Genomic DNA, 24,339 nt, shown 5'->3' with positions numbered 1-24,339 from the left:
TACCTAAAGGTTTCGCCTAAAGGCGAGGGTTTTAACCCCATTATACAGACAATAAAAACCGTTCATTGGCAACCAGGGAAAAATGTATTGTCAAGCAGAATGGAAAAAGTTATTCACAATGGATGCCTGAAATGGAAACTGAATTCAAAATAACGCAGCAAACGTTTGCTTTACTTTGGAAAAGGTTCTCAGGGAACAGAAAAAATTTCAGCACTTTCACAACAATTTTTTATTTAGTTCAGCCAGAAGGTTAAACTGTTACCTTACCCCCTGTACAAAATGGAAATCGGAACTTCATTTGCAAATTCCTCAAAATAGAACAGAACAAACTCATAATAACTTTTTCGGAAAGGTGGAACAATGTCCCAATTATAAGCCAACGTATCTGACAGCAGTTCGTCATAGATTGATTCAACTCGCATATTAACTGGTGCAGCGCATTCTCAACTTTCTTCTGCGTGTGGTGAGCCTTAAAATGTTCCCTCTCCCCAACAGCTTCTTCATAAATCTGTTCTTCACATTGCCCCAATGCATGACGTAACCTTCCCTTCACTGTTCCCCAAGCCTCTGAATTTAAAGCAAAGCACAGATGAAAGATCTCATGCACAAAAGCATACGTTATCATCTCCACCCCAACAAAACCATATTCTCCCTCCTATTATTCCCCATTTCTAATTTCCCTCCATTTTTACAACACACTCTTTCTTGTAAAAACACAATCCATATCCCACAATATCTCATAGCCTTCCTGCCGCAGTTCCTCCCGATACCTTTTTCTTCCATCTGCCACATGGCTTCCTGGCAGCCCTTTTCCATGTCCTGGAACCTTTTTACAGCTTTCAGTTCCAGTATTATTGCCCGCCCTTTACGGATTCTGGGCATTTTCAGAATCAGAACAGCCCGGCCCAATCCGTCCTCCCGATTCGACAGGATACGGTATTTCCCATTCTTCTACAGTAATCCTGCCAGAAATCCATGATAATAGTTCTCCCCATGCAAACTAACGCTTTCCTTTTGATGCGTCTGATACAAACATTTAGACAGGAATGCGAGGCTTGGTCAGATAAGTTCTTCATGCCTGGCATATTCCCCTGCCAATGCTTTCCTCAGGCAGGCAATGGCTTCATACGCCGCTTTGCCTCCGTTTCTTTTCTTCCAATATTCCATACTACTCCTTCGGATGATACGTAGGCACAATCTCCTGCACCCATTTCCGGATATCATCCGGCTCCTGCACCACATAATCTTTCAGATTCTCCAGCTGCATCAGGAAATTGTCTTCATCCATTTTAATGGGCTTCCCGATATGAATCAGTTTATTTGCCGTCTCCTGCAGCCCCTCCTCATGCATCAGCATTTCCTCGTAGAGTTTCTCGCCTGGCCGCAGGCCGGTATAGACAATCTGAATATCCTCCCCTGGCTTATGACCGGACAAAAGAATTAGATTCCGAGCTAAATCTGCAATCTTCACAGGTTCTCCCATATCCAGTACGAAAATCTCTCCCCCCTGGGCATATGCCCCTGCCTGAAGCACCAGAGAAACTGCCTCAGGAATTGTCATAAAATACCGGATAATATCCGGATGCGTCACCGTTACAGGCCCTCCCTGTTCAATCTGCTTTTTGAACAGGGGAATCACGCTGCCGTTGCTTCCCAACACATTTCCAAAGCGCACTGCCACAAATTCTGTATGGGAACGGTTATTATAGGTCTGGATAATCATTTCGCAGATCCGCTTGGTAGCTCCCATAATATTGGTGGGATTTACCGCTTTATCTGTGGAAATCATTACAAACCGTTTTACCTTCCATTTGTCAGCGGCCTGCACTACCTTCCAGGTGCCAAGAACATTATTTTTCACCGCCTCATTAGGGCTGTCTTCCATCAGCGGCACATGCTTATGGGCAGCTGCATGATATACAATATCTGGCCGGTAAGTTTCAAAAATCATGTCCATCCGCTTCGTGTTGCGGACAGAGGCAATTAGGACTACCAGATTTAATTCCGGATACCTATTCTTCAATTCATTCTGGATATCGTAAGTGGTATTCTCATAAATATCCACCAACACCAGCATTTTTGGATGATGTTCCGCAACCTGACGGCAAATTTCGCTTCCGATGGAACCGCCGCCACCGGTTACCAATACCACCTTGCCGGACACATAATCCATAATCGTGGACAGATTGACCTTCACAGGCTCCCGTCCCAGCAAATCGTTCACATCTACTTCTTTTAATTTGCTAATACCTACCTCGCCGTTGACCAGCTGATAAACTCCGGGCAGACGTTTCAGCTCACATCCTGTCTCTTTACAGACATCCAGCACCGTCTTAATGGCTTTGGCAGGAGCAGAAGGCATGGCAATGATAATCTCATCGATTCGAAACCGTTTTACCAGCTCTGGAATATTCTGCCGGTTTCCCATAACTTTCACGCCGTGAAGATAACTGCCCTCCTTGGACTTATCATCATCTACAATACAAATGACCCGTTTGCTTACATGATTGCTGTTGTGTATCTCCTTCACCAGCAGATTGCCCGCTGCTCCAGCGCCTACAATCATCACTCTGGAAGTTGTCGCTCCGCTCGCCTGCCGCTTAATTAGGGTTCGAATTCCACGATAGGAAAAACGGCTCAGAAATACCAGAATCCACAGGGACACTCCATAAAGGAAATAATAGCTTCTGGGCATATTCACAGAAAAAAGCACAACTACCGTCATCTGAGCCATTGCAGATAATCCGCAGGCAAAGGTAATATTAATCAGCTCCGGCGCTCCTGCAAAGGTCCACAAGCTGCTGTACAGACGGAAACAGTAAAAAATAATCAGAGTTGCCGCAATCACCACCGGAACGTATTTCAGACATTGTGTAATATAACCTCTTGGAATCGAAGCATAATTTCCTTCAAAACGAATAAACAGCGCCATCAGGCTGGCGGCAACAACCGCTATAATATCGTAAAGAATCAGAAATATCCTTTTTATCAGAATCTGATTAGTATCTAATATTGTTTTCACGCTTTTGTCCTCTTTCTAATCCCTTCCCCACAAATCCCGGGTGTATACTTTTTCTTTCACATCTTCCAGCTTATCGTCCCAGCGGTTTACAATAATCACGTCACTTTTCTCTTTAAATTCCTGTAAATCCCGGTACACCTTGCTGCGGAAAAATTCTTCTTCTTTCATAGTAGGTTCATAGACGATTACCTCCACACCTTTTGCTTTCAGCCGCTTCATTACGCCCTGAATGGAGGACTGGCGAAAATTATCGGAGTCCGATTTCATAGTCAGGCGGTATACTCCCACGGTTCTGGGATTGCGCTCCATAATACGTTCCGCAATAAAATCTTTCCTGGTTCGGTTAGCATCTACAATTGCGCCGATAATGTTATTAGGCACATGATCGTAATTTGCCAGAAGCTGCTTCGTGTCTTTGGGCAGGCAGTAACCGCCGTATCCAAAAGATGGATTATTATAGTGATTTCCGATTCTCGGATCCAGGCCCACGCCTTCAATAATCTGTTTGGAATCAAGGCCCCTGATTTCTGCATAGGTGTCCAGTTCGTTAAAATATGCGACACGCAGCGCCAGATAGGTATTGGCAAACAGTTTAATGGCCTCCGCCTCGGTCAGATTGGTAAAAAGGGTGGGAATGTCTTCTTTAATCGCTCCTTCCTTTAAAAGCCCTGCAAAAGTTCTGGCTTTCTCTGCCATAGTTTCATTGCCTGCCGGAGAACCTACAATAATCCTGGATGGATACAGATTGTCATACAAAGCCCTTCCTTCCCGCAGAAATTCCGGGGAAAACAAGATATTTTTGGTCTGATGCCTGTCCTGCATGGATTTTGTAAATCCTACGGGAACGGTGGATTTTACCACCATGGTGCAGTCAGGGTTTACTTTCCACACCAGTTCTATCACCTTTTCCACGGAAGAGGTGTCAAAATAATTTTTCCTGGGGTCATAATTGGTAGGAGTGGAAATAATCACATATTCTGCCTTGCGATAGGCTTCCTCTCCTTCCAATGTTGCTGTCAGGTTCAGTTCTTTCTCTGACAGATATTTTTCTATCTCTTTGTCCACGATGGGAGATTTTTTATGATTCAGCATATCTACCTTTTCCGGCACTATATCCACAGCATACACTTCATGATGCTGTGACAGCAGAACAGCCATAGACAGACCCACGTAACCGGTTCCTGCTACTGCAATTTTCATAATCTTTCCTCCAAATTGTATTTTGTTCCTATTTTTAACTGTGCTTCTTGTATACCCGTGAGCGAAATGATTTGCCAACAAGTTTTCGCTATTTCAAGAAAACAAGCAAACCATTTGGCAAATAAGTATGCTCTTGCGTATAATATCACATTCAGATACTTTCCATATTATAGCCCAAATAATAAGGATTCGCAAGCAATCCCACCTAAAAACTCAGCAGCACCCGGATAAAGCACATATAATAATAAATGAACCAGGACGGTATTTTCTCCAGCTTCTTTGGCCTCTCCATAGAAAATTTCCGGTTCTTTTCCGCAAGGAAATAGGCTAACTTATGGTTCCATTTCCGCTTTCCTGACGTATCTGCGCAGCGGTATTTAAAGACAAGCGCGCGTTTCTGGCTTCTGACCATATCTTTTCCGCTGATATGGGAAGCCTCAAGTACGCCATCCGCTACGGACTGGTTAAAATAGTCCAATGCTTTCTGATTGCGGATCACGCAGCTGGTATGCTTAATGCTCACCTTTTTCATTTCTTTCAGCCAGATATCGCCGAAGCTGATATCCGCACTTCCTGCAAAATGGTCATGGCAGCCCATACAGCTTGCTTTTTCAAAGAAATAGGCGTTTTTATAGGCACAGACTAATTTCGTATAAGAAAATGTCTTTTCTTCTCCGGTATGATATAATACGGAGGACATCCCCCGCCAGTGGCCTCTCCGGTAATACAATCGTTTCGCGCCTTTCGGGCTGATTCCAGCTTTTTCCATAGAAAGGGTAGTAGCCCTTGGATCGTGTCCGCCGCTGCAGTACAGTCCCAGTTTTAAAACCACCTTTTCCTTTAATTCTGGCCGTTTCTCCAGAATCCTTTCCAGTCCGTGCATCATGCAGGGCGTCATCACAACTGCAGCTTTTCCCGGAAATTGCTCCAGCAAATCGATATGCTTTAACAGAGGAATAGACATGTATACACTGGAAGACGCCTCCCGGATTTCCTGTTCTGTTGTGGCAATGTACGTCTTATAGGTCAGCTCATCATTGACAAAATCTGTTCTGGTAACCCAGGCGCCGTCGATATCTCCATGCTTTAGCATATTGCACAATAATGCAGTCACCATTCCGCCGGAGGCTGCATAATCCCGAATTCTCTGATCTTTGGCATATCCCTTGCGCAGGGCAATATACTCTCCCACATAATACTCTGGATTGTTATAATCTAACAGCTTTGGCGTTCGGCAGGGCTGTTTTAAAATCTCATCGATCACTTCTCCGATATACTGAATATTCCGGCGGGAGCTTTCCATCACCTGTAGGTGATTTTTCTCCAGCTTTTTCCGAATAATGTCCTCGTCTTGCTCAAATTTCTCAAAGCTTTCTTTCAGGCTGTCCATATTCAGATTGGAAAAATCTGCCGCATACTGGCCAAGTTCAAACATGTCCAGCACTTCCTGATATTTATGGCTCCATCCAATCAAAAGCACCGGCACTTTTTTCTCCAGGGCCCCAATCATGGCATGAAACCGGGAAGCTACCAGATATTTACAGCGGCTGATATATTCCCGAATTTCCTCGGCGTCCATCTCTTCATGATACCACCGGACCTTTGTCTGATCGGAAAGGCTTCCAAAAATAGCGTCCCCAATCATCAAATCATTATTTCTGGGCTTTTCGCTGTGGATTCTTGCTGCATTGGCAATCATCAGGACGCCATAGCCCTTCTGATTCAGATACCCAATAAAATCCGCCATGATTTTCTGGTAATCAATGCCCATTTTGGTGCATTTTTTCAGCACAACGGAACTGATGGACAGACCCACCACATCTTTCTGGAAAAATGAGTCATTTTCACATCTCTCTCTGACTTTTTCCTGCCATGCCTGGTCGTCTTTCATGGTAAACGCTCCGTCTGCGCACAATGTTACATTTTCTGTAATGCCGATTTCTTTCAGGTTGTCATATGTGCCTTGGCCACGGGCGCAAATCAACTTTAACTTGGGAAGAATCCGCTTTGCCAGAAATCGGTTCCATGGATTATGGAACGTTCCCATAGCTTGGGAATATTTTACCACCGGAGTTCCCACCAGAAGCGGCACAGCCGCGCAGATAAATGCATAGGTATTCATAACAAATCCCCGGCTGTCCACAAAGGAAATCCCTGCCTCATCAATAACCAGATCCGTGTTTCGGTAGGCTTTGATGATTTTATTTTTTTCCAGCAGCTTCCGGACAGGGCCGCACCAGCGAAACATCCGATGCAGAATTGCCATAGGAAATGCAAAAAATACAAGCTGCTCCGGCTTTGCCGGGATAATTTTTACAAAATCATACGGTACCTGTTTTTTGTCCTCTCCTGGATACACTGACATTAAATGAACATTCAGCCGTTCGCCATACCTTTCCTGCAACTGGCTGATGGAGCTTTGCAGCATGGCCGCCGCTCCTTTATTTCCGCTGTAACTGGCTGCCGTTATGGCAACTACAAGATCTCTCATACGTTCCTCCATTCTTTGCGCTACGGCATATCATCTCTATTAAACGCTGATAACAAAGGATTCGTTATAATATGGAATTAAGCTATCATGTGTCATAAATTTCATCCCCTCTGATTTCGCCTGTGCAAGCAAAATTCTATCAAAAGGATCTTTATGCGGCGGAGCCTCTTTTGGACGTACCAAAGTTTCTAATTCAATTGAGTGTTTGTTAAATATTGGCAACGACACAAAACCATTCGCTTCGCACCCTTTCTCAAGATGTTTGCCACTGTATAAGAATGTTTCTGGATGAGCCATATGTTTAATCGTGATCTCCCATACAGAAGCTACACTATAATAAATTTCATTGCTCTCATCAAGTATCATTGCCCTTGCCGCATCAGATAATTCCTCCGAATCCAACACCGACCATATTGCAATATGTGTGTCTAATAAAATCTTCATCAGTCATCCACCCCAAACCATCTGGCAATTTCGTCATTGCACTCATCGATGTTGTGACCATCCGCAATAAATTTCTGCCCTTTCATGCTTCCAATCCTACGTTTCTTCTCTCCTATAACATCGTCATAATTTATGCTCATACTCTTTGACTCTGCCGGCATCACAAATCTCTGTATCATATCAAGAATAAATCTCAAACTGTCGTCTGAAAGCCCCTCCAGAGACTGCGTGATTTGATTCTGTAATGTTGACATAACAGCTCCTCCTTCCTATGATGTCAAACCCTAAACTTTTCTTATTATAAGCATAACCAAATATGCCAGAAAATCTCCTAGTATCGTTATTAATCGGTGGATGACAGATAATGTCAGAACGGTCTCCGCTCCCACTACGCTGCCCAAAAGAACCGTGATCACAAGCTCCCGGACGCCAATTCCGCCAGAGGCCCCTGGAATCACAAATCCCAGCACCCAGGCAATCACATAACCGGATACTATCAAAGAACCGTTGTTCCAGGTGATTTCACCGCCCATATAGGCATAGAGAGCTACCATAATCAGTCCCAGGGCAATCAGCACTATTCCATACAGCACCATGGTCTCTGCCAGGGTTTTTCCAAATTCCTTCAGGCTGTATTCCCGAAGCTGGGTCGTAATTTTTTTCCTCAAAAAGAAAACTGCCGCCAAAACTGTCACAATTCCAGCTGCAATGATGGCGAGAATAATCCGAACATAGGATTCTCCAAAAATCAGACGGATAGATTCTGCAAGCTGGCCTGCGGACACGCTGGCAGCCAGCAGAAATGCAACTCCCACCAGACCTATCACTTCGCATATAGTACTGACAGCCAGTTTTTTCTGACTAATGCCCAGATTTGTGGCAAAAAGATTCCGCTCCACATAATGCATCACATTTCCAGGAAGATATTTGCCGATATTTGCCTTTGCATAGACACAGACAGCCTCTCGCCTGTCAATGTTTCTGCCGGCAAAAAAGCGCAGCCAAAGAGCCCATGCCATGCCGGAACCATATACTGTTGCGCATTTTACAATCACGCAGACCAGCGATACCCCAAGAAACAAATACCAGTTATGAATGGATTGAAAGTCAAATCCCAGTTTCCATATGGCATAGATAATAAATACAATTGACAAAATTGAAATAATTTTTCCAATGATTTTTCCAGCTTTTTTTATTCGTTCCATTGATTGCTTCTGCATATCTGCTTCCCTTTCACTCTTCCTGAATCCTTCTGTCCATAATTGTGAAACCAATATCCTACGCCTGCGTAATAACAAAACCACAGAGGATGTCCGGCAGGCACATCTGCATCTGTCACAAAACAAAAGCAGAGAAAGACAGCTCCAATCATAAACACCCACATATCTTCCCTGGTTCCCTTTTTGAGCTGCTTTATTCCATTCCAGATCAAGCTGATCTGCAAAAGCAGAAAAGGAATCAGGATAAAAATGCCAGATCGGTACATCATCTGGATATAGGTATTATCAGAAGGAATACTTTCCCGGCGCAGCCGAATCTCCTGATTGCTCCCGGTAAGCCCGAACCGCCGGATATAATTTTTCCAGTACATACTATAATCTGTATCTTTCACAGATTGAACATCTTTCATCAGCCCCGGCTGCAATGCATCAAATTCTGCCATCTGTTCCGGCTGCAGGTTGCTGACAAGATGTTCCTGCTCAAAATTCCATTCTGTTCCCAATGTCTCCGGCAAATATTTTGTGGAAACATGCACCACACACACGCAAAGAAAAGCTATGATTCCTGCTTTCAAACCACTGACTGCCAAAATTTTCCATTCCCAAAGCCAGTTTTTCCGATTGTAAAAATTCCAAACCGCAAAAATCCCCAACAAAACTGCCGCCGCTGCAAAACCGCTCCTGCTGCCTGCCCGCTGTAAAAAAAACAGTGAGAGGGCTGCTCCCGTTATCGGCCAAACGCTTTTTTTGAAAAGCTTCTTTTCGCCTGTCAGGCCGCTGATTTCCACCAGAAAAACTGCCAGCATCAATGCTGCATACATAGAAAACTGCTGGGAGTCCGGAAAGATTCCGTTATAACAAACGGCCAGTTTCTTCGTGCGGTATATCATGCAAAACAGCACAGCAATCCCGAAATCCACTTCCAGAGCCCACGATATCTCGGCAATCATCTTCCTGGGATATTTCATATTATTCCACACAAAAATTAAAATTCCACAGGCCAGCAGCATGGGAATTCCATGCCATTTATAATCGGAAACCACAAATACATCGGAAAGCAGCGTTCCAATCCACAGCCACAGCCAGGCCAGGCACAAGGGATTTTTCCAGTTCAGATAGCAAAGAGGACGCTCCCAGGCCAATACCGCTATCATCAGAAAAATCATACTAAGGGACAACATATAATACCGGTGCGCCTGTCCGTCAGTACACCATCCCAGGAGGTTTGCTGCAATCATCCAAAGAAACAGGAAGCACCACAGCAATTTACGGCTGACCTCACGGCCTTTAGGTACCGTTCTATGGTGCACCCATTTGCAGACATCTTCGATTAAGATCTGATAGATTTCCTGCAGCGCCTCTAAGCAATTTCCCCTATTATTCTTCTCCGCTTGATAATCTGAGATTGCTCCGCCTTGCAGCTCCTCTAAACAAATTCCCTTATAATGCTGTTTCTGCGCCACAGTTCTGTCAATATTTCTGGGTATGTCCAAATATCGCTTCCGAATCAGCCAAAATACTGCTAAAACCACTAAAAATCCCAGATAGGAAACTGCCATCAGCTTTCCAAATCTCCGCATGGAAAACCCCAGTGCATTCTCCCGGAGCTGCATGGACTGTATGGAGAGGAACTGATCCTTCCCCCCGTAAATCCGAATGCCCATCCGGTACAACTCTTCACCGGGATACTGGAGAATGATAATATTCTCCCCTTTTGTAAGGGTATGAGGCTGTTCGATCACCTTTCCCCCCGTTTTATTATAATAAATAATGCGGATATCCATGGCCTCCTGGGACATTTCCTTTACTGTTACATAGAGAAAGCACCAGCCTGTAGCTTTCTTCTCAATTTTCCATTTCTTTAACGCGGAATTTTTCTGAATCCAATAGCCCTGTTCTTCCTCACTGTACTGCCAGTTCCGGCTGGAAGACTGCAGTTCTTCTCTGGAGAAATCATACACCCTGCCGGAGGACAGAAGTTCCCGGATATTGACAGAGCCGCCGATATGCATCATTACTGCTGCATAACAGAGCAGAAAACCTGTCAGCAAAATGGTGAAAATCTTTATTTTTTTGTATCTGGTATTTCTGCGTTTTTCTTCCTGCATTTTGTTTCCTCTGTCCATTGCTGCCCCATCATAAACACTCCCGGCAGCAGATAAAAAGCCAGGCAGCTTACCGAATAAAAAGGGCGCTCCACGTTTTCTACCAGCAGAATACACAACATCCCTACTGCAATTCCTATGGGATAAAACCGGTAAATTTGTTCTGTTCCTTTATACCGGAGATATTTCCAGGCATACCATATCGTCAAACCTATATATAATAGATACGGTACGATTGTAAATACTCCATATCGGTAAGCAATAATAATAAATCCGCTGTGTTCCAATCTTCCTTTTCCCCAAATTTCTAATTGATACGGATGTCCCCATAAATTCATATTTCGAAGATAAGCATTCCAATACAGACTTCTTCCAGATGTAAACATATCTATATCATTGTTGGGTAAGATTTTCTGCACTGTCAGGTGATCTTTCATATTCTTCAAAAGTCCGGCAGCTTCTGCATTTAATGTCAATGAAGGTAATCCCACTTCTATCCTGTATTCATCTCTTGGAAAAATCACCTGCGTTCCCAGCTTCTGCGGGATTGTCTGAATACACCAACCGCACACAAAAGAAACAGGAACCGCCAAAACGGTACATGTCACAATCGCCTTCCAACATTTTTTCCTATATTTTTTCTGTCCTGCTAATAGCAGGAATGCCCCAACAAAGAGCAGCAATATCATCGCCAGAGCCAGCAAACCTGTGCGGGATTGGGATATCCAATTCATATAAAAAACTACGATTATCATAATAAGATGAAAAATCCAGCCTTTTCCCCTTTTTTCTTTCTCAATCCACTCAAGAAGCTCTGCCAACGATGCCACACACATGGGCATCAGATATTGTATATAAATATTAGGATTCCAGGTAATCCCACAATAGCCATACCATTCCAGTTTTGGTCTGGCAATCAGGCAAAAAATGAGGTTAAACAATGAATAGTATTCAATGGATTTTATCAAATCCCGAAACAGATCCCCAGGTTCTCTCATATTCTGCCAGATAAACAATAACAATCCAACCACGAAAAGCATCAGCCATCCCCAGCCAGTAAAACGTTTTTTAACAATAAAATCTGAAATGCAGATTCCCATCCAGAGAATTGCCCAGATTCCCATATAGGGCAGCCGCCAGTTTTGTTTCTTTAGCTCTCCTTCCTTCGCCAAAGCAGCAATCCCAAAAAGAAACAGCCCAAATATAAGAATATGTCTGGGATAATAAGCCGTAACAAAATAGGTATCTTTATTATTTATCACCAACATGTAATACAGCATCCCCAGAAATAATAATCTTCGTCCTGCAGAAAGATATTTTCCAGGAACCTGACCCACGTTCGGCATTACCTTTCCGATTCGAAGATAAATATCCTGCAATTTTGATAAGAAAATATAAAAATCCCGTGCTTTTTTCTTTCGAAACTTACTATATAATTTTCCTGCTATTAGAACTATTATGAGATAAAGAAAAAAGAAAAACAGCACTGCTTGTCCATACTGACTGGCTTTCGTTAACCGTGTCCCTTCCAAAAATTGCATTTTTTGAATGGAAAATGTATTTCCTGTACTATTAAATATTAAGTATTTCATTTGGCTAAACGCCTGTCCGCTAAGTTCTACTATATTTTCTCCTGGAAGCAAAACAACCTGCTGTGTCCCAACCAAAACCCCTGTATTATCATAAAATTCCAATTGCCATTCCATACTTTCCAGGTTCATATCACCCAGTTCCAGGACAAGCGTTCTCCACTGCTGCATTGTTCCTTGTATTACAAAAGTTTTACAGGCTACATCTCCCGTAATGCTCATTTTTCGGCCTTCGCCCAGATAAGCCATCCCAAAATCTGCAGTAACCCAAGACATATATTCTATATCATATACTTTCCCGATATCATAAAAACAATCCAGGTTAAAGGATTTGCTGACCCACATCGCGCCGCAGGATAAAGAAAATACAATCCCACATAACAGAACGGTGATAACTTTCAAAGAAAACTGTTTTTTTATTATTTTTATCCAATTCATGGTATTTTCCTCACAAACATATTTTGGATTATAGCACGAAATAATATACTTGGCAACCAGTGGAAATTATGTAAAGATGAATTGGAGAAATTAAAATTGTATCTGATTGAAAGGAATGTTATAATAATTGTACAGAATAAAAGTGAATATACAAAAGGAGCTGATACCATGACGGCAATAACTGTGGCAAAGGCAAAAGAAAATATATATCAAATGCTGTCCGATGTTAACAACAGCGGACACCCCATTACGATTACAAACAATCGCGGAAAAAATGGCGTTCTCATATCGGAAGATGATTGGAATGCTATTCAGGAAACATTATTCTTAAATTCTATACCAGGTATGGCAGAAAGCATTATTGAAGCAGGAAACGAGCTGTTGGAAGAATGTTCTGTATATGATCCGGATGAGGAATGGTAAATGTATATCATCAGAATGAACCAGTAACCATTAATAAAACAGACTATGAAGGCACAATCAAGATTGTCCGCATGTGGTCACATTATGATGCTGTGAGATAAAAGCAGACAACATCTTTTGTTGAAAGCATAGTGTTGGTACAACTTAAACCACTACCTGATATAGTGATTCTTCATTCTCAAACCCAAAGCGCTTGAGAATGAAAGAATCACCGTACCAGAATAATTTTTATATTTCTAATTCTACTTCACCTTCACCTCTTTCTCCATTTGATTCTTCTGCTTATCCATCATAATCACTGTCACAACCGTACCCTTTTTCTGCTTTTTAATCTTAATACTGTAAGTTTCATCATTCTCCACGGTTCCTTTGCCAATGGTCTTACCCTTAGCTTTTACCGTAATCTTCAGATTCTTTGTTCCTTTTCCCTCTATTTGCGTTTCCTTGGAGGTAAGGCTTCCTGCCGTCAACTGCCCCATATCTTTAACCGGAGCCTTACTGCCTGCTTCAATCTGAATATTAATGTCTTTATTGTCTGCAACTATATTTTTCTTCAGAGCACTGGCTTTGGATTTACCAGAGATAAAAATACCGTTTTTCCCATTCTTCCGAACCGTATTCTCCATAATTTTAGCTTTCACGGATTTATCATACAAATCAATTCCATGCTCTTTATTGACGGAGACAATATTTCTACTGATTTCCGATTGATTCGACTTACCAGTAATAAGGATTCCATGTCCCTGATTATGACTGACCGCAACATTATCTGTAATTTTTGCTTTGCTGGAAGAACTCACCGTAATTCCATTTCCCACATTATATTTCACTGTATTTTTCTCAACCTTATTTCCACTGCATTTTCCTGCAATCAGAATCCCGCCTTTTTTGTTCTTATTCACTGTATTGCCATTCATCTGGCAGTTCACGCTCTTTTCACTGATGCTAATGCCATAGTTCTTATTACTGCCGATAACATTTCCAATGATCTGCGCTGTGGATTCCCCGCTCACGGTAAGCCCGTGGATGCCGCTGGAAGAGATTTTATTTCCTGAAATCGAAATATTTTTAGTGCTTTTTCCTGTCACGGAAATTCCTGTCCGCTTATTGCTTTTTATTTTTGCATTACTGCTGACCTGGATATCAGAGCTTTTGCTTATGGTTATCCCATTTTCTTTATTACTGCTGATATTTGCATTGGACGCCACCTTGCCTCCCATTACTCCAGTCAGGATAATCCCGCTTTCTTTATTGCTGCTGACAGAAGAATTAGACTCCACTCTTCCTCCTGTTACGCCTGACATGACAATTCCGCTTTTCTTATTGGATGTTACTTTATTTCTCACTGCTTCTACGTTAGAGCATTTGGAAAAATAGATTCCATGTTTGCCATTTTCAGAAACCTTGCTGTTATCAGCAACAGAATACCCGCTTCCTGTTCCAATGGAAATTCCGTACTTACTGTTTTTCTCCACTTTGTTTTTGCTGATTGCCATCGCCTTAGAGCTTCCGCTGGCTGAAATCCCGCTTCCTTTATTTGCACTGACCCGATTTCCACTGATATTGCATCCATTGCTTTTTGAAACGGAAATCCCGGCTCCCTGATTGCTGCCGCTCTGATTTCCGCTGACATTACACTCATTACTATCTGTAACGGTAATTCCAGCCTTTTTATTTCCGCTGCTCTGATTTCCGCTGATATTACACCCGCCACTCCCTGTAACGGTAATTCCGCTTCCTTGATTTCCGCTGCTCTGATTTCCACTGATATTGCATCCTTTACTATTCTCCGTAACGATAATGCCGCTTCCTTGATTACCCGAAACAATATTTTTCTGTATCGGGCAGTTTTGACTTTTATCAGTAACCGTTATTCCGTGATCCGACATATTTTTTACAGTGTTGCCGCTGATTGGGACATTTACGGAATCTGTAAGACGGATTCCCTTATAGGCCTTAGACAGAGCCCTCCCTCCGGTCACTGTATTGCCGCTTATCGTACAGTCCCTGATATAATTTCCAAGTATCCCGTGGCCGCCTGTAGCTGCATTGACAGTATTGCCAGATATCGTCAGGTTCCGAATGATATAATCTCCCTCATCTCCCTCTGCACGGATTCCGCATCTGTTTACCGTCTGATTCACGGCTTTCAGGGTAATGGCGTTTTTCTCTATTCTGGACTGGCAATCCGTATTAAATTTCAGCGCCGGCGTTGGCGTTACCATCCGTCCTAATGTCTGGATATTGCAAAAATAAATTCCCGCTCCTACATTTACCATAGTATTTCCTGCTATGGAGCTGTTACGGTAATTTGTAGCCAACACAGCATAATCTGCAATATTCTCAAACCGATTGTCCTGTATTTTTATATTCTCAAAATAGCTGCCCCGCACCAGGGAATGGGTTCCCACGCCCCGAAAAAGATTTTTGAACACATTGTTGGATACGGTAACATTTTTCATAGTCGTATAATCATATTTCTCATATCCCGGGAAATATTTTTCTCCGCCCAGAATATCAATCTCCAGCGCTTCCATCAACAGTTCATCGCTTTCAATGGTCTTCACGTAACCGCTGAAAGTACAGCCTGTCACAGTCAATCCATCAATTCCTGCCACCTCGATATGATGTTCATTTTTTACATCCTGAAATACTGCATTTTTAATCACCACATTCCTGGCATGGGCCATACGAATCAGAGAAGAACCATCCCGGTATTCCGCAGTCCAAGTACCGCCCTCAATGGTAATGTTCATAAATCCGCTGGCGCCGGAATATATTTCACCATTTCTTCCCAACCGAAGCAGAGAAGTGCCAACTCCTGTATTTTTCATCACTGCGCCAGAAGCAAGGGCCAGATAAGTATTACTGTAAAGATACAACGGGGAATCAATATTGTATGTACCAGCGGGAACTTCTACCGTATAAATCGTCTTGTTCCCTTTTTTATTCTGCTCCTGAATAAAATCAAACGCCTTCTGAAAGCCCTCTCTGTTCGCTTCATAGCCATCGGCGCCAATGGTAATTCTGTTTCCGGACGCACCTTTTACATTCACTTCCTCAGACTCTAAGGTATCCGAATCTTCTGTATCCGGCGCCACAACTTCTATGACGTCTGTTTCTGCACTTTCTAATATTTCCTCCGTATCATTCCTATCAGAACGTTTCTGTTCCTGTACCTCCTCTCTTTCTGATATCATCCCCTCCTCCTGCATTTCGGCCCCAACTGTGGCTAGGGATGGCTCCATGGCGCCAGTTCCCATAATAACTGCAAGTAAAAGCAGTGCCACTTTCCTTTTCATAACTTCTTCTCCTTTCGTAACTCATCGATTGCTTTTTATCAGTCAGCCTCTATTTTAAGGAGCTTATGCCCCATATTTTCAAGTTCTTCCCGCAAAGCTTCTCCCTTCACATAGATCACATAATATTCCGCATTTTCATAATCAAAATCCGCCAAACGGTAGCAGTCAGTTCTGTCGATTTTTTCATTAAAATTATCCGGCATAGAAATGATGAAATAATTGCCTGCGCTTTCTTCCGGAATATGGCTGCGCACATACACCTGGAATTCTTTAAAAATCAACTGCAGCGGCTTTAACCTTTTTGCGCTTTTATCCACATAAATATAGCGGTATTCCTCCGATACTTCCCGGATCTGCGGCGCATAATCCTGCAAATCCTGAACCTTCGCCTTTACGTTGATATCACACTCCAGACGCATTTTTTTATAATTCACCCCCAGATTCAGGGCAAACACTGCGCACATTCCCAGCAGCGCCCACTCCCGCCAGGCCAGATAGGCTGCAGACAAAAAGAGAATCAGCACAACTGCTGCAAACAGGCCTCCATAAAACAGCCCCCCTGACATATTGTCATATTTAGAAGCATCATTCCCTGCAAACCCATTGTCCACAAAAAGATTTGAGGCGATACTGTTGCGGATGGAAAATTCCTTATGATCCAGATAAATGCTGATATATTTTTTAAAGAAAAACAAAATAAACAGAGCGGCTGCAGCCAGAACAATCCGGCTCACCTTCTGAAAAATATCTTTCCGGTAAACGAAGAAATAAATTCCCATCAAAACTGCAACCCCAATGCTACCGGCCAGATATCTGTCATAAACCAGCCGATCCACCCTGGATGCAGAGCCTCCATAATAATTCTGAAAGACATGGGGAAAGAAAAAGAGCATGCCCAGCGCCATGGAACCTGCAAAAATCAGAAATCCATAGCCGCACAGAATTGCCTCTTCCGGCTTTATGTCCATTTTCCTGCGTACAAACAATAAAATAATCACAAGAGAAGCAAAAATTCCTGCCACCGCCAGGCCCATGGAACTGGTCATGAAATTAAAAATCCATCCCATTCCAAGCTTCAACATGGTCTTAATGCCATCTGCTGTGAAAATTCCTCCCAGCTTCTCAAAATCAAAGCTTTCAGCTGTGGCATGCCTTACATTGTCTCCCCAGATGTTTGATTTGAAAAACCTGGTTAATATCCGGTCAATTCCCATCAAAGCAATCAAAGAACCGCCGTATACCCAGTAATTTACCATCTTTTCTCTGGTAAAAAAATGCATTACCAGAACTACCATCGTCACAGCAATCACCCATACAATGCCTCTGCTGTGACACATGGAAATATACACCGTACACAAAACTGCCAGAAACGTAAAGACCGCCTGTCTCTTCTTATCGCCCCTGCTGTTCCAGGTTTCCATCAAAAAATACAGCACGTACACAGAAAAGGCCGCCAACGCCACATCTGCCCGGGCAAAAAGGCTGTACAGCACCGCAGCAGGAGTAATAGCGGTAATCACTGATATCAGCAGACACTGAATCCTGCTCTCCACCTTCAGATGTTTCCGAAGAATCTGATAAACGCACACTCCTTCCAAACTTAGAAAAACTGCATGTTCCGCCATAATCAGTTTATATATAAGAAAGGAATCCTTCACCAGCGCAAAAATGGGATACCAGAATATTGCCTGTCCGTATTTGTAATAATATCCTCCTGTGTGGTCAATAAACGCTGACCAGTTCATGCCTGCCAGAAAAGCAGCGTTGGCCATCGTCCCCGTCTCATCTGTAATGTATGTCACTGTCAGGGGAAGTCCCAGGATCAGAAATCCCAGCAGCAACGCCACAAACAAAATAATCCTGTTATTTTTATCGGAAGAAAAGATTTCTCTTACACGTTCCATAGTTACACATCCTCCATCGGCCTAAGACTGAATCAAGCCATAAATCAATTTTACTACTCTTTCCGTGGATTTTCCGTCTAAATCATCGAAAAACCTTGTCCGAAACTGCGCCAGCTTCTCCTCTTCAAAGTCTTCCTTACATACTGCTTCTACAAGCTCTGGAAAACTCTCCACAATCTTGCCTGGCACAAAAAATTCATAATCATAATAAAAATCCCTGCCTGCAATGTACTGCCTTAAGTCAAAGGCGTACATCAGCATGGGAATATTGAGAAGAGCCGCCTCAAATACTACAGAAGAATAATCGGTGATCAGCAGATCCGTAATGAACAGCAGATCGTTGATTTCCGATTCCCCGGACAAATCCAGAATCCTGTCCTTCCACTGTTCTCCAATTTCATATTCCATAGTCACAAAGGGATGATGCTTGATAATCAACATATACTCTTCTGGAATCTGCCCCATAAATTCTATAGGATCAAACTGGCTTCTGGGATAATCCGCACTTTGCTTTCCATACCCCCGGAAGGTAGGCGCAAATAAAATTACTTTTTTGCCTTTTATGACAGGATACTGCTGCCGCAGCTTTTCCACAATATTCGTTTTGTAAGCTTCATCAAAAAACACATCGGTACGAGGAACCCCAGTGGCTGCCACCTTTTCCATCGCAATCCCAAATCCTTCTGCGTAGAACTGCCGGATCTCGGAAGAGCTTACAATGGCGTAATCGTAATCTCTGTGATCCAGGCTGTTCTGTTTGGGGCCGCCCCGCTTGCCGGTACGGGAGAAGCCAAAGGTCTTAAAAGCGCCGCAGGCGTGCCAGAGCTGGATCAGTTTCGTATTCCTGCGCAATTTGAGCCTGGAAATCGCAGGAGTATAGTCGTCAACCAGAATCACCCTGGAAGTGGCTGCATAATAACCGATTTTTGCCATACTGCTTAAAGGCATTGCCGCAATTTCTCTGGATTCCAACACCCATTTCATATCCGCCACCGGCTCCTGCTTCATCTTTTCATATAGAAAAGAAAAATTTCCTGTCATATCATTCCGCCGGCTGGACAAAAAGAACACCCGGTTTTTCCTTATGGGCGAAAGAAGCCCCAGCAGGAAAAAGAATTTCGCAAATCCCATCTTAATCCCGGTCAGTCCGAATTCATATTTACAAAATCTGGAATGATACCAGCTGATATGAGCAAAAAAACGGCGCAGCTGGCTTCCCGTATTTCTGGGATAAGTTTTACTGATATCAAACAAAATTGAGGCTATGGCATCCACAAAAAACCAGGGCAGCAGCAGGACTGCGATGACATGGGTAAATAGCTGATGGATCGGCGCAAGGACTGCCCGGCAGCCATTCCATACTTTCATCCAAATTTCATGTCCACTCCCTTTTCCCTTCAGAACCAGTTCAGAAGTCTCTTTCCGAAATGACAATCCCTGAGCTTCCAAAGCTTCCGGCGCACGGGACAGTTCCAGAGGAATATTGCGAATATGCGTATCACCATAGATAAAATCAAAGGATATCACAATATCTTCTCTGCTTCCTCCCACAAAAATACTCTCAATATTCACAGGATATTCTGCATATACCATACAGGCGTCCATATCCTCCAGCGGAAAATAGGAATTTACACTGATGGGAAACCTGCGGTTGTCCCTTGAGTTCCTGAGCACTGCCACAACTTTGGGCGAACGGACCTTTACATCATAGGGGCCCTCCGCCGCTACGCCCAGAAACAGCATATAATCTTCTATTCTTGCTTCCTCTAACCTAAATTTCCATTCCATATCCTCTTCCTCTGTCTTATTCACTCTCTGTTAAATTTCATTCTTGTATTCCAGCACCCGTTCTGCCGCATGGCCGTCACATGCGCCTAAATATTTTTCACAGAATTGCTCCAGATATCTGTAATCATACGCTTCTATGCGCTGAAGCTGCCAGATTAATTCCTCCGCATCCCCAAGCACAGGAGCCGAAAGGATATCTTCATAGGCAAAATTATAGTCCCGCTCCTTTGTATATTCCTGATAGTCATCCGCTGTAAGGAATACCGGCTTCCTTCTTAAAAATGATTCAAAAAAGGTATTCCGATAATCTCCCACAAATACATCTCCCGCTGCAATCAGCCTGCGGATACTGATTTTATTTGTAACGTCGCAGAAAAAGTCCTGCAGATCATCCGCCATCAAATAGCTGTCCATTCCCGCCGGAACCCGGTAATCGGTCACCATCACATATTCATTCTCCAATGCTTTTTTCAATTTCCGGATATCCAGAAATTCCAGCACACGGTTTCCCTTCACCCGATGTCTGTACTGAGGCAGATATACAATAATTTTCTTACCTCTGGCTGCCGGAAACAGTTCCTCAAGACTTCTTCTGGCTTCCTTTCGGAATGTTTCGGAAAAATAAATATCCGTACAGCAGCTTCCCACCGCCTGGACCCTTCCCTTTCCCTTCAGGGAAAAAGAAGACTCATAAATCTTTTTCATTGTTTCAGAGGCAGCGCAGATCAGATCATAATCATTTCTCATTAGCCTGTTATTCCAATTTCTGGAATCTTTGAGATATCCTGGAAAATACATTCCTTTCCCAAAGCAATTTAAAGACAACGCAAATTCTCCCAACTGAACCACATAGGTTCCTTTTCGGAATTTCAAAAGGCTCATCAGTTCAATATGGCGGTTAATGAAAATATACTCTGCCGTAGCCATCTCTTTTATCACTTTTCCATAAAACGTATTTTTGGAATACCTGAGAATCTTCATATTTCCCATTTTCTTTAATTGCTGTTCCAGGCTCCAGTACTCATCCCGATCCGTGGGAGAATTATTGGTAAAAAGAATCACCTTGCCTTTTTCTACAGGATGCATGGCATGTTTTTGGTAAGTCGCCTGAAAATACAGAGATTTGTATTTATGACGCTTAATATTATAAGGCGCCAGAAGGTTTTCTTCTTTTTTAGCCAAGATTTTTGACGTTTTTTTATCTCCCTCTTTCCGAAGCTCCGGCACATCCTCTACAATATATCTCACTTTATCTGCCAGCCTCTTTTCAGTTCTTGCAAGACTCATTTTCAGGGAGCTGGTGTAATCTGACTTGGGATTTTCTCGAATTAGCCCATCTGCCATCTCAGCTGTAAAGGCTGGAGCATACTCTCTTTTGGCGTCATACATCGTATAAGAATCTATCAACGGGGCAAGGCATTCAGTATACGTCTCGTCCTCCTGATGTTCCTCGAAATATTCAACGGAGACTTTCTGCAGCATTTTCTCCAAGGCCTCCGTATCTTCCAGCCCAAGGCTATAAAAATCATCTACAAACTGAATCAGTCTATGCTCCATGGCGTGAAACAGCTCCATATCGCAGTCCGCAGGTTCTAGCACTGGCAGAATTGCGCCATTCGCATCCCGTTGATACTGCTCTATGCTTTTATAAGGAATATTGGCAAAAATTGCTTCCACAAAAATCAGAGAATTTGACGCCGTAGTAAAATTATAGCGAATCCGGTTTTCTTCATTGCTGTAAATACTTCTCATATAATAAAAGGGAACCGGGCATTGATACCCGCACGCCGCTTCCAGCAGACGAGCCATACAGTCCTGTGTATACCCTCTTCCCCAATATTCCACAAACGAATATGTCTCTTCAAAATCAATTTCCTGCCGTAAATATTTCAGCACAATTTCCCGATCACGGGCTGACTTATCCAGAATATATTGCCGATAGGGCTCTGAGTTGGAAAAAGTAATAATCAGTGACGCCCGGATTTCTTTTGTGATTTCACCAACTTCTTTCAAATAGGCCAAATCAGGGAAAATCCGCTGAAAATCTTTTTCTTCCATATTCAGGGCGTTCAGCATCTTATCATAAGATTTTATATTTACAAAATTGCCGAATTTGGAGAAAAATTCTTTATCCAGTTCTGTAATCAGCGAAGGAATCCGCCAGACTCTTCTGGAGCCATAGATATATTTTGTCCGGACCGGCAGTTTCTTCTTCTCTATGATTCTGTCTGCAATCCGCTTTAACTGATAGCCGTCCCGGGAAATAAAATAAAGGCATTCTGTTCCATGTTCTATGGCATGCTGCAATACCCAGCTAATATAGGGAACGAAGTACATGGAAATATGCCCATATGCATAATAATCTTTCCTTTTCCCGTTATTTTTCCGAAACCGTGCCAAAAGCGCTGCGGCTTTAAAAGCATCACCAGTTCCGATCTCTGTTGCAATCTTCCATTCATATTCATTAAATTCCGGACGTTCCCGCAGCACTGTGGTGATATTTAATTTCTTTGCAATGGCTCCATCCGCTTTCCGGTTATCTCCATGATGAATCCATGCACCAAACATATAGGTCTCAAAACTACGGTATACCTCCAGATACAATAGCCCTGTGCTTTTCTGCACTCCATACTCACTGGATAAAAACAATGGAAGCTCTCCCAGAACTGGTTCTGCCTTCACTAGAAGCTTCTGTACAAATTCCCGGCTCAGATACATATCGCTAATCAGGCAGACCGTTTCCCCTTTCTGCACCAAATCTTTCACATAAGAAACAGCCCCCGGAATGGGAATACTGCTATCATATTCTGCTTCCAGTTCCCACTGCATCAGGGCATTTCTCTGTTCGTCTGTCAAATGGTAAACACTTGCCATCCGTTCAAAAATTTCTTCAAAATGGATTTCTCTTCTGGCGTCCGGGCGAAGTTCCAGCGTTTTGCGATACCACTCACGAGCATTTTCTTCCGCCTCCTGCCTTTTCTGCGGATAATTCCTCATGAAAAAAGATGGAAATTCCAGTTCAGACGCTTCCATTCTCTCTTTTACCTGATAGAAAATTCCTTCCGGCTCCAATACGCTCCGGGATATTAAAGTATCAAAAATGTCAAAAGTATACAAGGTGGGCAAAGGTTCCGGCTTTGGCTCAAATTCCAGTGTATGATTGATGATTTCATCCATAGAGCCTTTATGGTCATACTCCCAGAATAATTTTTCAATCCTTTCCCGATCCTTTTTATCATCCTCTTCATAAGAATTCAGCGCTTCTAACAGGGAATCAAAATTCCTGCACATTTTTCCGCAGGTCATTTCCTCCAAATCATATACCATATCCCGAGAGGATTCTGCAAAAAAGTACCGGATAAAATATTTGGTTCCTCCAGCCAGCATATCATAAAAAATAGAGGAATAATCGATAATTCCCACTTCAATATCATCAAATATCTCATAGAAATCTTCCTGATTATTCCAAAACAGAAGCCTTGGATGATCCTGATATTTTTCTTTCAGTTTCAAATATTCATAATCTTCCTCAATCAGGGGATGCATCTTGAAAATCATCAACATATTTCGTTCTTCAAGCTTCTGTATCAAACGTTCCATATCTGGAATGGCAAGGCTCATAAATCCCTGAGGAACATCGTCTCGATACGTTGGAGCATATGCCGCGATCTTTGTATCCGCCCCCAACCCTTTCCTTGCACGTATATCATGATTAAAGGTGGTTAACTTTTCAAAATATTTCTGATACATACACCTGGGATATCCCCCGCGGATTACCTGGCTCTTACGAAGTCCGCACTGATAAATAAAATGTTTTTCCATCAAAGGAGATGTTACAAGAAATAACTGTCTGTCATAATAAAACTGATTATAGCGGATATACTTTCCTGCAACACGCTCCGTTAAAAATCCAGTGTGCGCCCTCCGCTCTATCGACTTGCATCCCACCCCATGATAAAGATTCAGATATTTTACCTCAGCCATCCGCTCCGGAATATTTTCCTTCACCTGTTCTACAACATAGACGCCGGTCTGAGCCTCTAAGCGATGCGCCTCCCCATCCACAAAGGTATAGGCTTTATAGCCCAGCTTCCGGATATATTCCACCGTTTCCTCATTGTCGCACAGCCAATAGGCGTCAATATCTTTCCGGTATTTATTGATGTAGATAAACAGATATTTGGGATTTCCCGCAAAAGTTCTCCCTGCGTTAAACGCCCACCTGTTGTTTTTCGGAAATGACTCCAGATCCTCCGCCTCTAAAGTACCCGTCCCCATTTTTTTAAGCACGGAAAGAGTTGGAATCCGGCTCAGTTTCTTCTTTACATCCTTTGACATTTTCTCCTCCTGCATTACATGCCGGCGCTGCGCGTATCAAGATGCGATGCTGCCAGGCAGCTGTTATCTTCTCCT

The 24,339-nt window shown here is 42.9% G+C and carries 14 protein-coding genes; 1 reads left to right on the top strand and 13 read right to left on the bottom strand.

All coding sequences use genetic code 11. The annotated features are described in order from the left end of the window. Window positions 1-621: 621 nt before the first annotated feature. From E5329_RS13285 to E5329_RS13245, 9 genes are all read right to left on the bottom strand, one after another. Window positions 622-930 carry a hypothetical protein gene (locus tag E5329_RS13285; protein ID WP_330572159.1) on the bottom strand — a complete coding sequence of 103 codons (309 nt, stop codon included), beginning with the start codon at window positions 928-930 and terminating at the stop codon, window positions 622-624. Window positions 931-1,168: 238 nt separating this feature from the next. After that, window positions 1,169-3,022, bottom strand: a complete 1,854-nt coding sequence (locus E5329_RS13280; protein WP_135990008.1) for a polysaccharide biosynthesis protein — start codon at window positions 3,020-3,022, stop codon at window positions 1,169-1,171. 15 nt (window positions 3,023-3,037) lie between these two features. After that, window positions 3,038-4,222 carry a nucleotide sugar dehydrogenase gene (locus E5329_RS13275; protein WP_135990007.1) on the bottom strand — a complete coding sequence of 395 codons (1,185 nt, stop codon included), beginning with the start codon at window positions 4,220-4,222 and terminating at the stop codon, window positions 3,038-3,040. A gap of 205 nt (window positions 4,223-4,427) precedes the next feature. After that, a complete protein-coding gene (locus E5329_RS13270) occupies window positions 4,428-6,713 on the bottom strand; it encodes a polysaccharide pyruvyl transferase family protein (RefSeq protein ID WP_168356619.1) in 2,286 nt (761 codons plus the stop codon). Window positions 6,714-6,752: 39 nt separating this feature from the next. Next, on the bottom strand, window positions 6,753-7,157 hold the full coding sequence (locus E5329_RS13265; RefSeq protein ID WP_135990005.1) for a type II toxin-antitoxin system VapC family toxin: 405 nt from the start codon (window positions 7,155-7,157) through the stop codon (window positions 6,753-6,755). Beyond that, a complete protein-coding gene (locus tag E5329_RS13260; protein WP_135990004.1) occupies window positions 7,157-7,411 on the bottom strand; it encodes a hypothetical protein in 255 nt (84 codons plus the stop codon). Before E5329_RS13260 ends, E5329_RS13265 begins: the two co-directional genes overlap by 1 nt. Window positions 7,412-7,441: 30 nt before the next feature. Further along, entirely contained in the window at window positions 7,442-8,362 is a 921-nt protein-coding gene (locus E5329_RS13255) for a hypothetical protein (RefSeq protein WP_135990003.1), read from the bottom strand. Beyond that, complete coding sequence (locus E5329_RS13250; protein ID WP_168356618.1) at window positions 8,350-10,503, bottom strand: hypothetical protein; 2,154 nt, start codon at window positions 10,501-10,503, stop codon at window positions 8,350-8,352. Before E5329_RS13250 ends, E5329_RS13255 begins: the two co-directional genes overlap by 13 nt. Then, the gene (locus E5329_RS13245) at window positions 10,443-12,509 is read right to left on the bottom strand and encodes a hypothetical protein (protein WP_135990001.1); all 2,067 of its coding nucleotides are present in this window, start codon (window positions 12,507-12,509) and stop codon (window positions 10,443-10,445) included. Before E5329_RS13245 ends, E5329_RS13250 begins: the two co-directional genes overlap by 61 nt. 168 nt (window positions 12,510-12,677) lie before the next feature. Between E5329_RS13245 and E5329_RS13240 the strand changes: the two genes are divergently transcribed. Continuing rightward, entirely contained in the window at window positions 12,678-12,932 is a 255-nt protein-coding gene (locus E5329_RS13240) for a type II toxin-antitoxin system Phd/YefM family antitoxin (RefSeq protein WP_135990000.1), read from the top strand. Between the two features lie 242 nt (window positions 12,933-13,174). Here the strand turns inward: E5329_RS13240 and E5329_RS13235 are convergent, their stop codons facing one another. The 4 genes from E5329_RS13235 to E5329_RS13220 are packed head-to-tail and all read right to left on the bottom strand — an operon-like array spanning window position 13,175 to window position 24,264. Further along, window positions 13,175-16,234, bottom strand: a complete 3,060-nt coding sequence (locus tag E5329_RS13235; protein ID WP_135989999.1) for a right-handed parallel beta-helix repeat-containing protein — start codon at window positions 16,232-16,234, stop codon at window positions 13,175-13,177. A gap of 38 nt (window positions 16,235-16,272) precedes the next feature. Further along, window positions 16,273-18,138: a hypothetical protein gene (locus E5329_RS13230; RefSeq protein ID WP_135989998.1), complete on the bottom strand. Its 1,866-nt coding sequence runs from the start codon at window positions 18,136-18,138 to the stop codon at window positions 16,273-16,275. Between the two features lie 21 nt (window positions 18,139-18,159). Further along, window positions 18,160-19,926, bottom strand: coding sequence for a CDP-glycerol glycerophosphotransferase family protein (locus E5329_RS13225; protein ID WP_135989997.1), 1,767 nt, complete (start codon window positions 19,924-19,926; stop codon window positions 18,160-18,162). Window positions 19,927-19,956: 30 nt separating this feature from the next. Further along, entirely contained in the window at window positions 19,957-24,264 is a 4,308-nt protein-coding gene (locus E5329_RS13220) for a CDP-glycerol glycerophosphotransferase family protein (RefSeq protein ID WP_168356617.1), read from the bottom strand. Window positions 24,265-24,339: the final 75 nt, after the last annotated feature.

Origin of the sequence: Petralouisia muris, assembly GCF_004793545.1 — a bacterium.
Classification (GTDB): domain Bacteria; phylum Bacillota; class Clostridia; order Lachnospirales; family Lachnospiraceae; genus Petralouisia; species Petralouisia muris.
Note: the sequence above shows the minus strand (reverse complement) of the source record. Positions and strands in the feature narration are given on the sequence as shown.

What these genes read in the sequence shown, in the direction of transcription:
- E5329_RS13275 (WP_135990007.1), bottom strand. Translation starts at nt 4,222, where the DNA reads ATGAAAATTGCAGTAGCAGGAACCGGTTACGTGGGTCTGTCTATGGCT.
- E5329_RS13270 (WP_168356619.1), bottom strand. Translation starts at nt 6,713, where the DNA reads ATGAGAGATCTTGTAGTTGCCATAACGGCAGCCAGTTACAGCGGAAAT.
- E5329_RS13265 (WP_135990005.1), bottom strand. Translation starts at nt 7,157, where the DNA reads ATGAAGATTTTATTAGACACACATATTGCAATATGGTCGGTGTTGGAT.
- E5329_RS13260 (WP_135990004.1), bottom strand. Translation starts at nt 7,411, where the DNA reads ATGTCAACATTACAGAATCAAATCACGCAGTCTCTGGAGGGGCTTTCA.
- E5329_RS13255 (WP_135990003.1), bottom strand. Translation starts at nt 8,362, where the DNA reads ATGGAACGAATAAAAAAAGCTGGAAAAATCATTGGAAAAATTATTTCA.
- E5329_RS13250 (WP_168356618.1), bottom strand. Translation starts at nt 10,503, where the DNA reads ATGGACAGAGGAAACAAAATGCAGGAAGAAAAACGCAGAAATACCAGA.
- E5329_RS13245 (WP_135990001.1), bottom strand. Translation starts at nt 12,509, where the DNA reads ATGAATTGGATAAAAATAATAAAAAAACAGTTTTCTTTGAAAGTTATC.
- E5329_RS13240 (WP_135990000.1), top strand. Translation starts at nt 12,678, where the DNA reads ATGACGGCAATAACTGTGGCAAAGGCAAAAGAAAATATATATCAAATG.
- E5329_RS13235 (WP_135989999.1), bottom strand. Translation starts at nt 16,234, where the DNA reads ATGAAAAGGAAAGTGGCACTGCTTTTACTTGCAGTTATTATGGGAACT.
- E5329_RS13230 (WP_135989998.1), bottom strand. Translation starts at nt 18,138, where the DNA reads ATGGAACGTGTAAGAGAAATCTTTTCTTCCGATAAAAATAACAGGATT.
- E5329_RS13225 (WP_135989997.1), bottom strand. Translation starts at nt 19,926, where the DNA reads ATGGAATGGAAATTTAGGTTAGAGGAAGCAAGAATAGAAGATTATATG.
- E5329_RS13220 (WP_168356617.1), bottom strand. Translation starts at nt 24,264, where the DNA reads ATGTCAAAGGATGTAAAGAAGAAACTGAGCCGGATTCCAACTCTTTCC.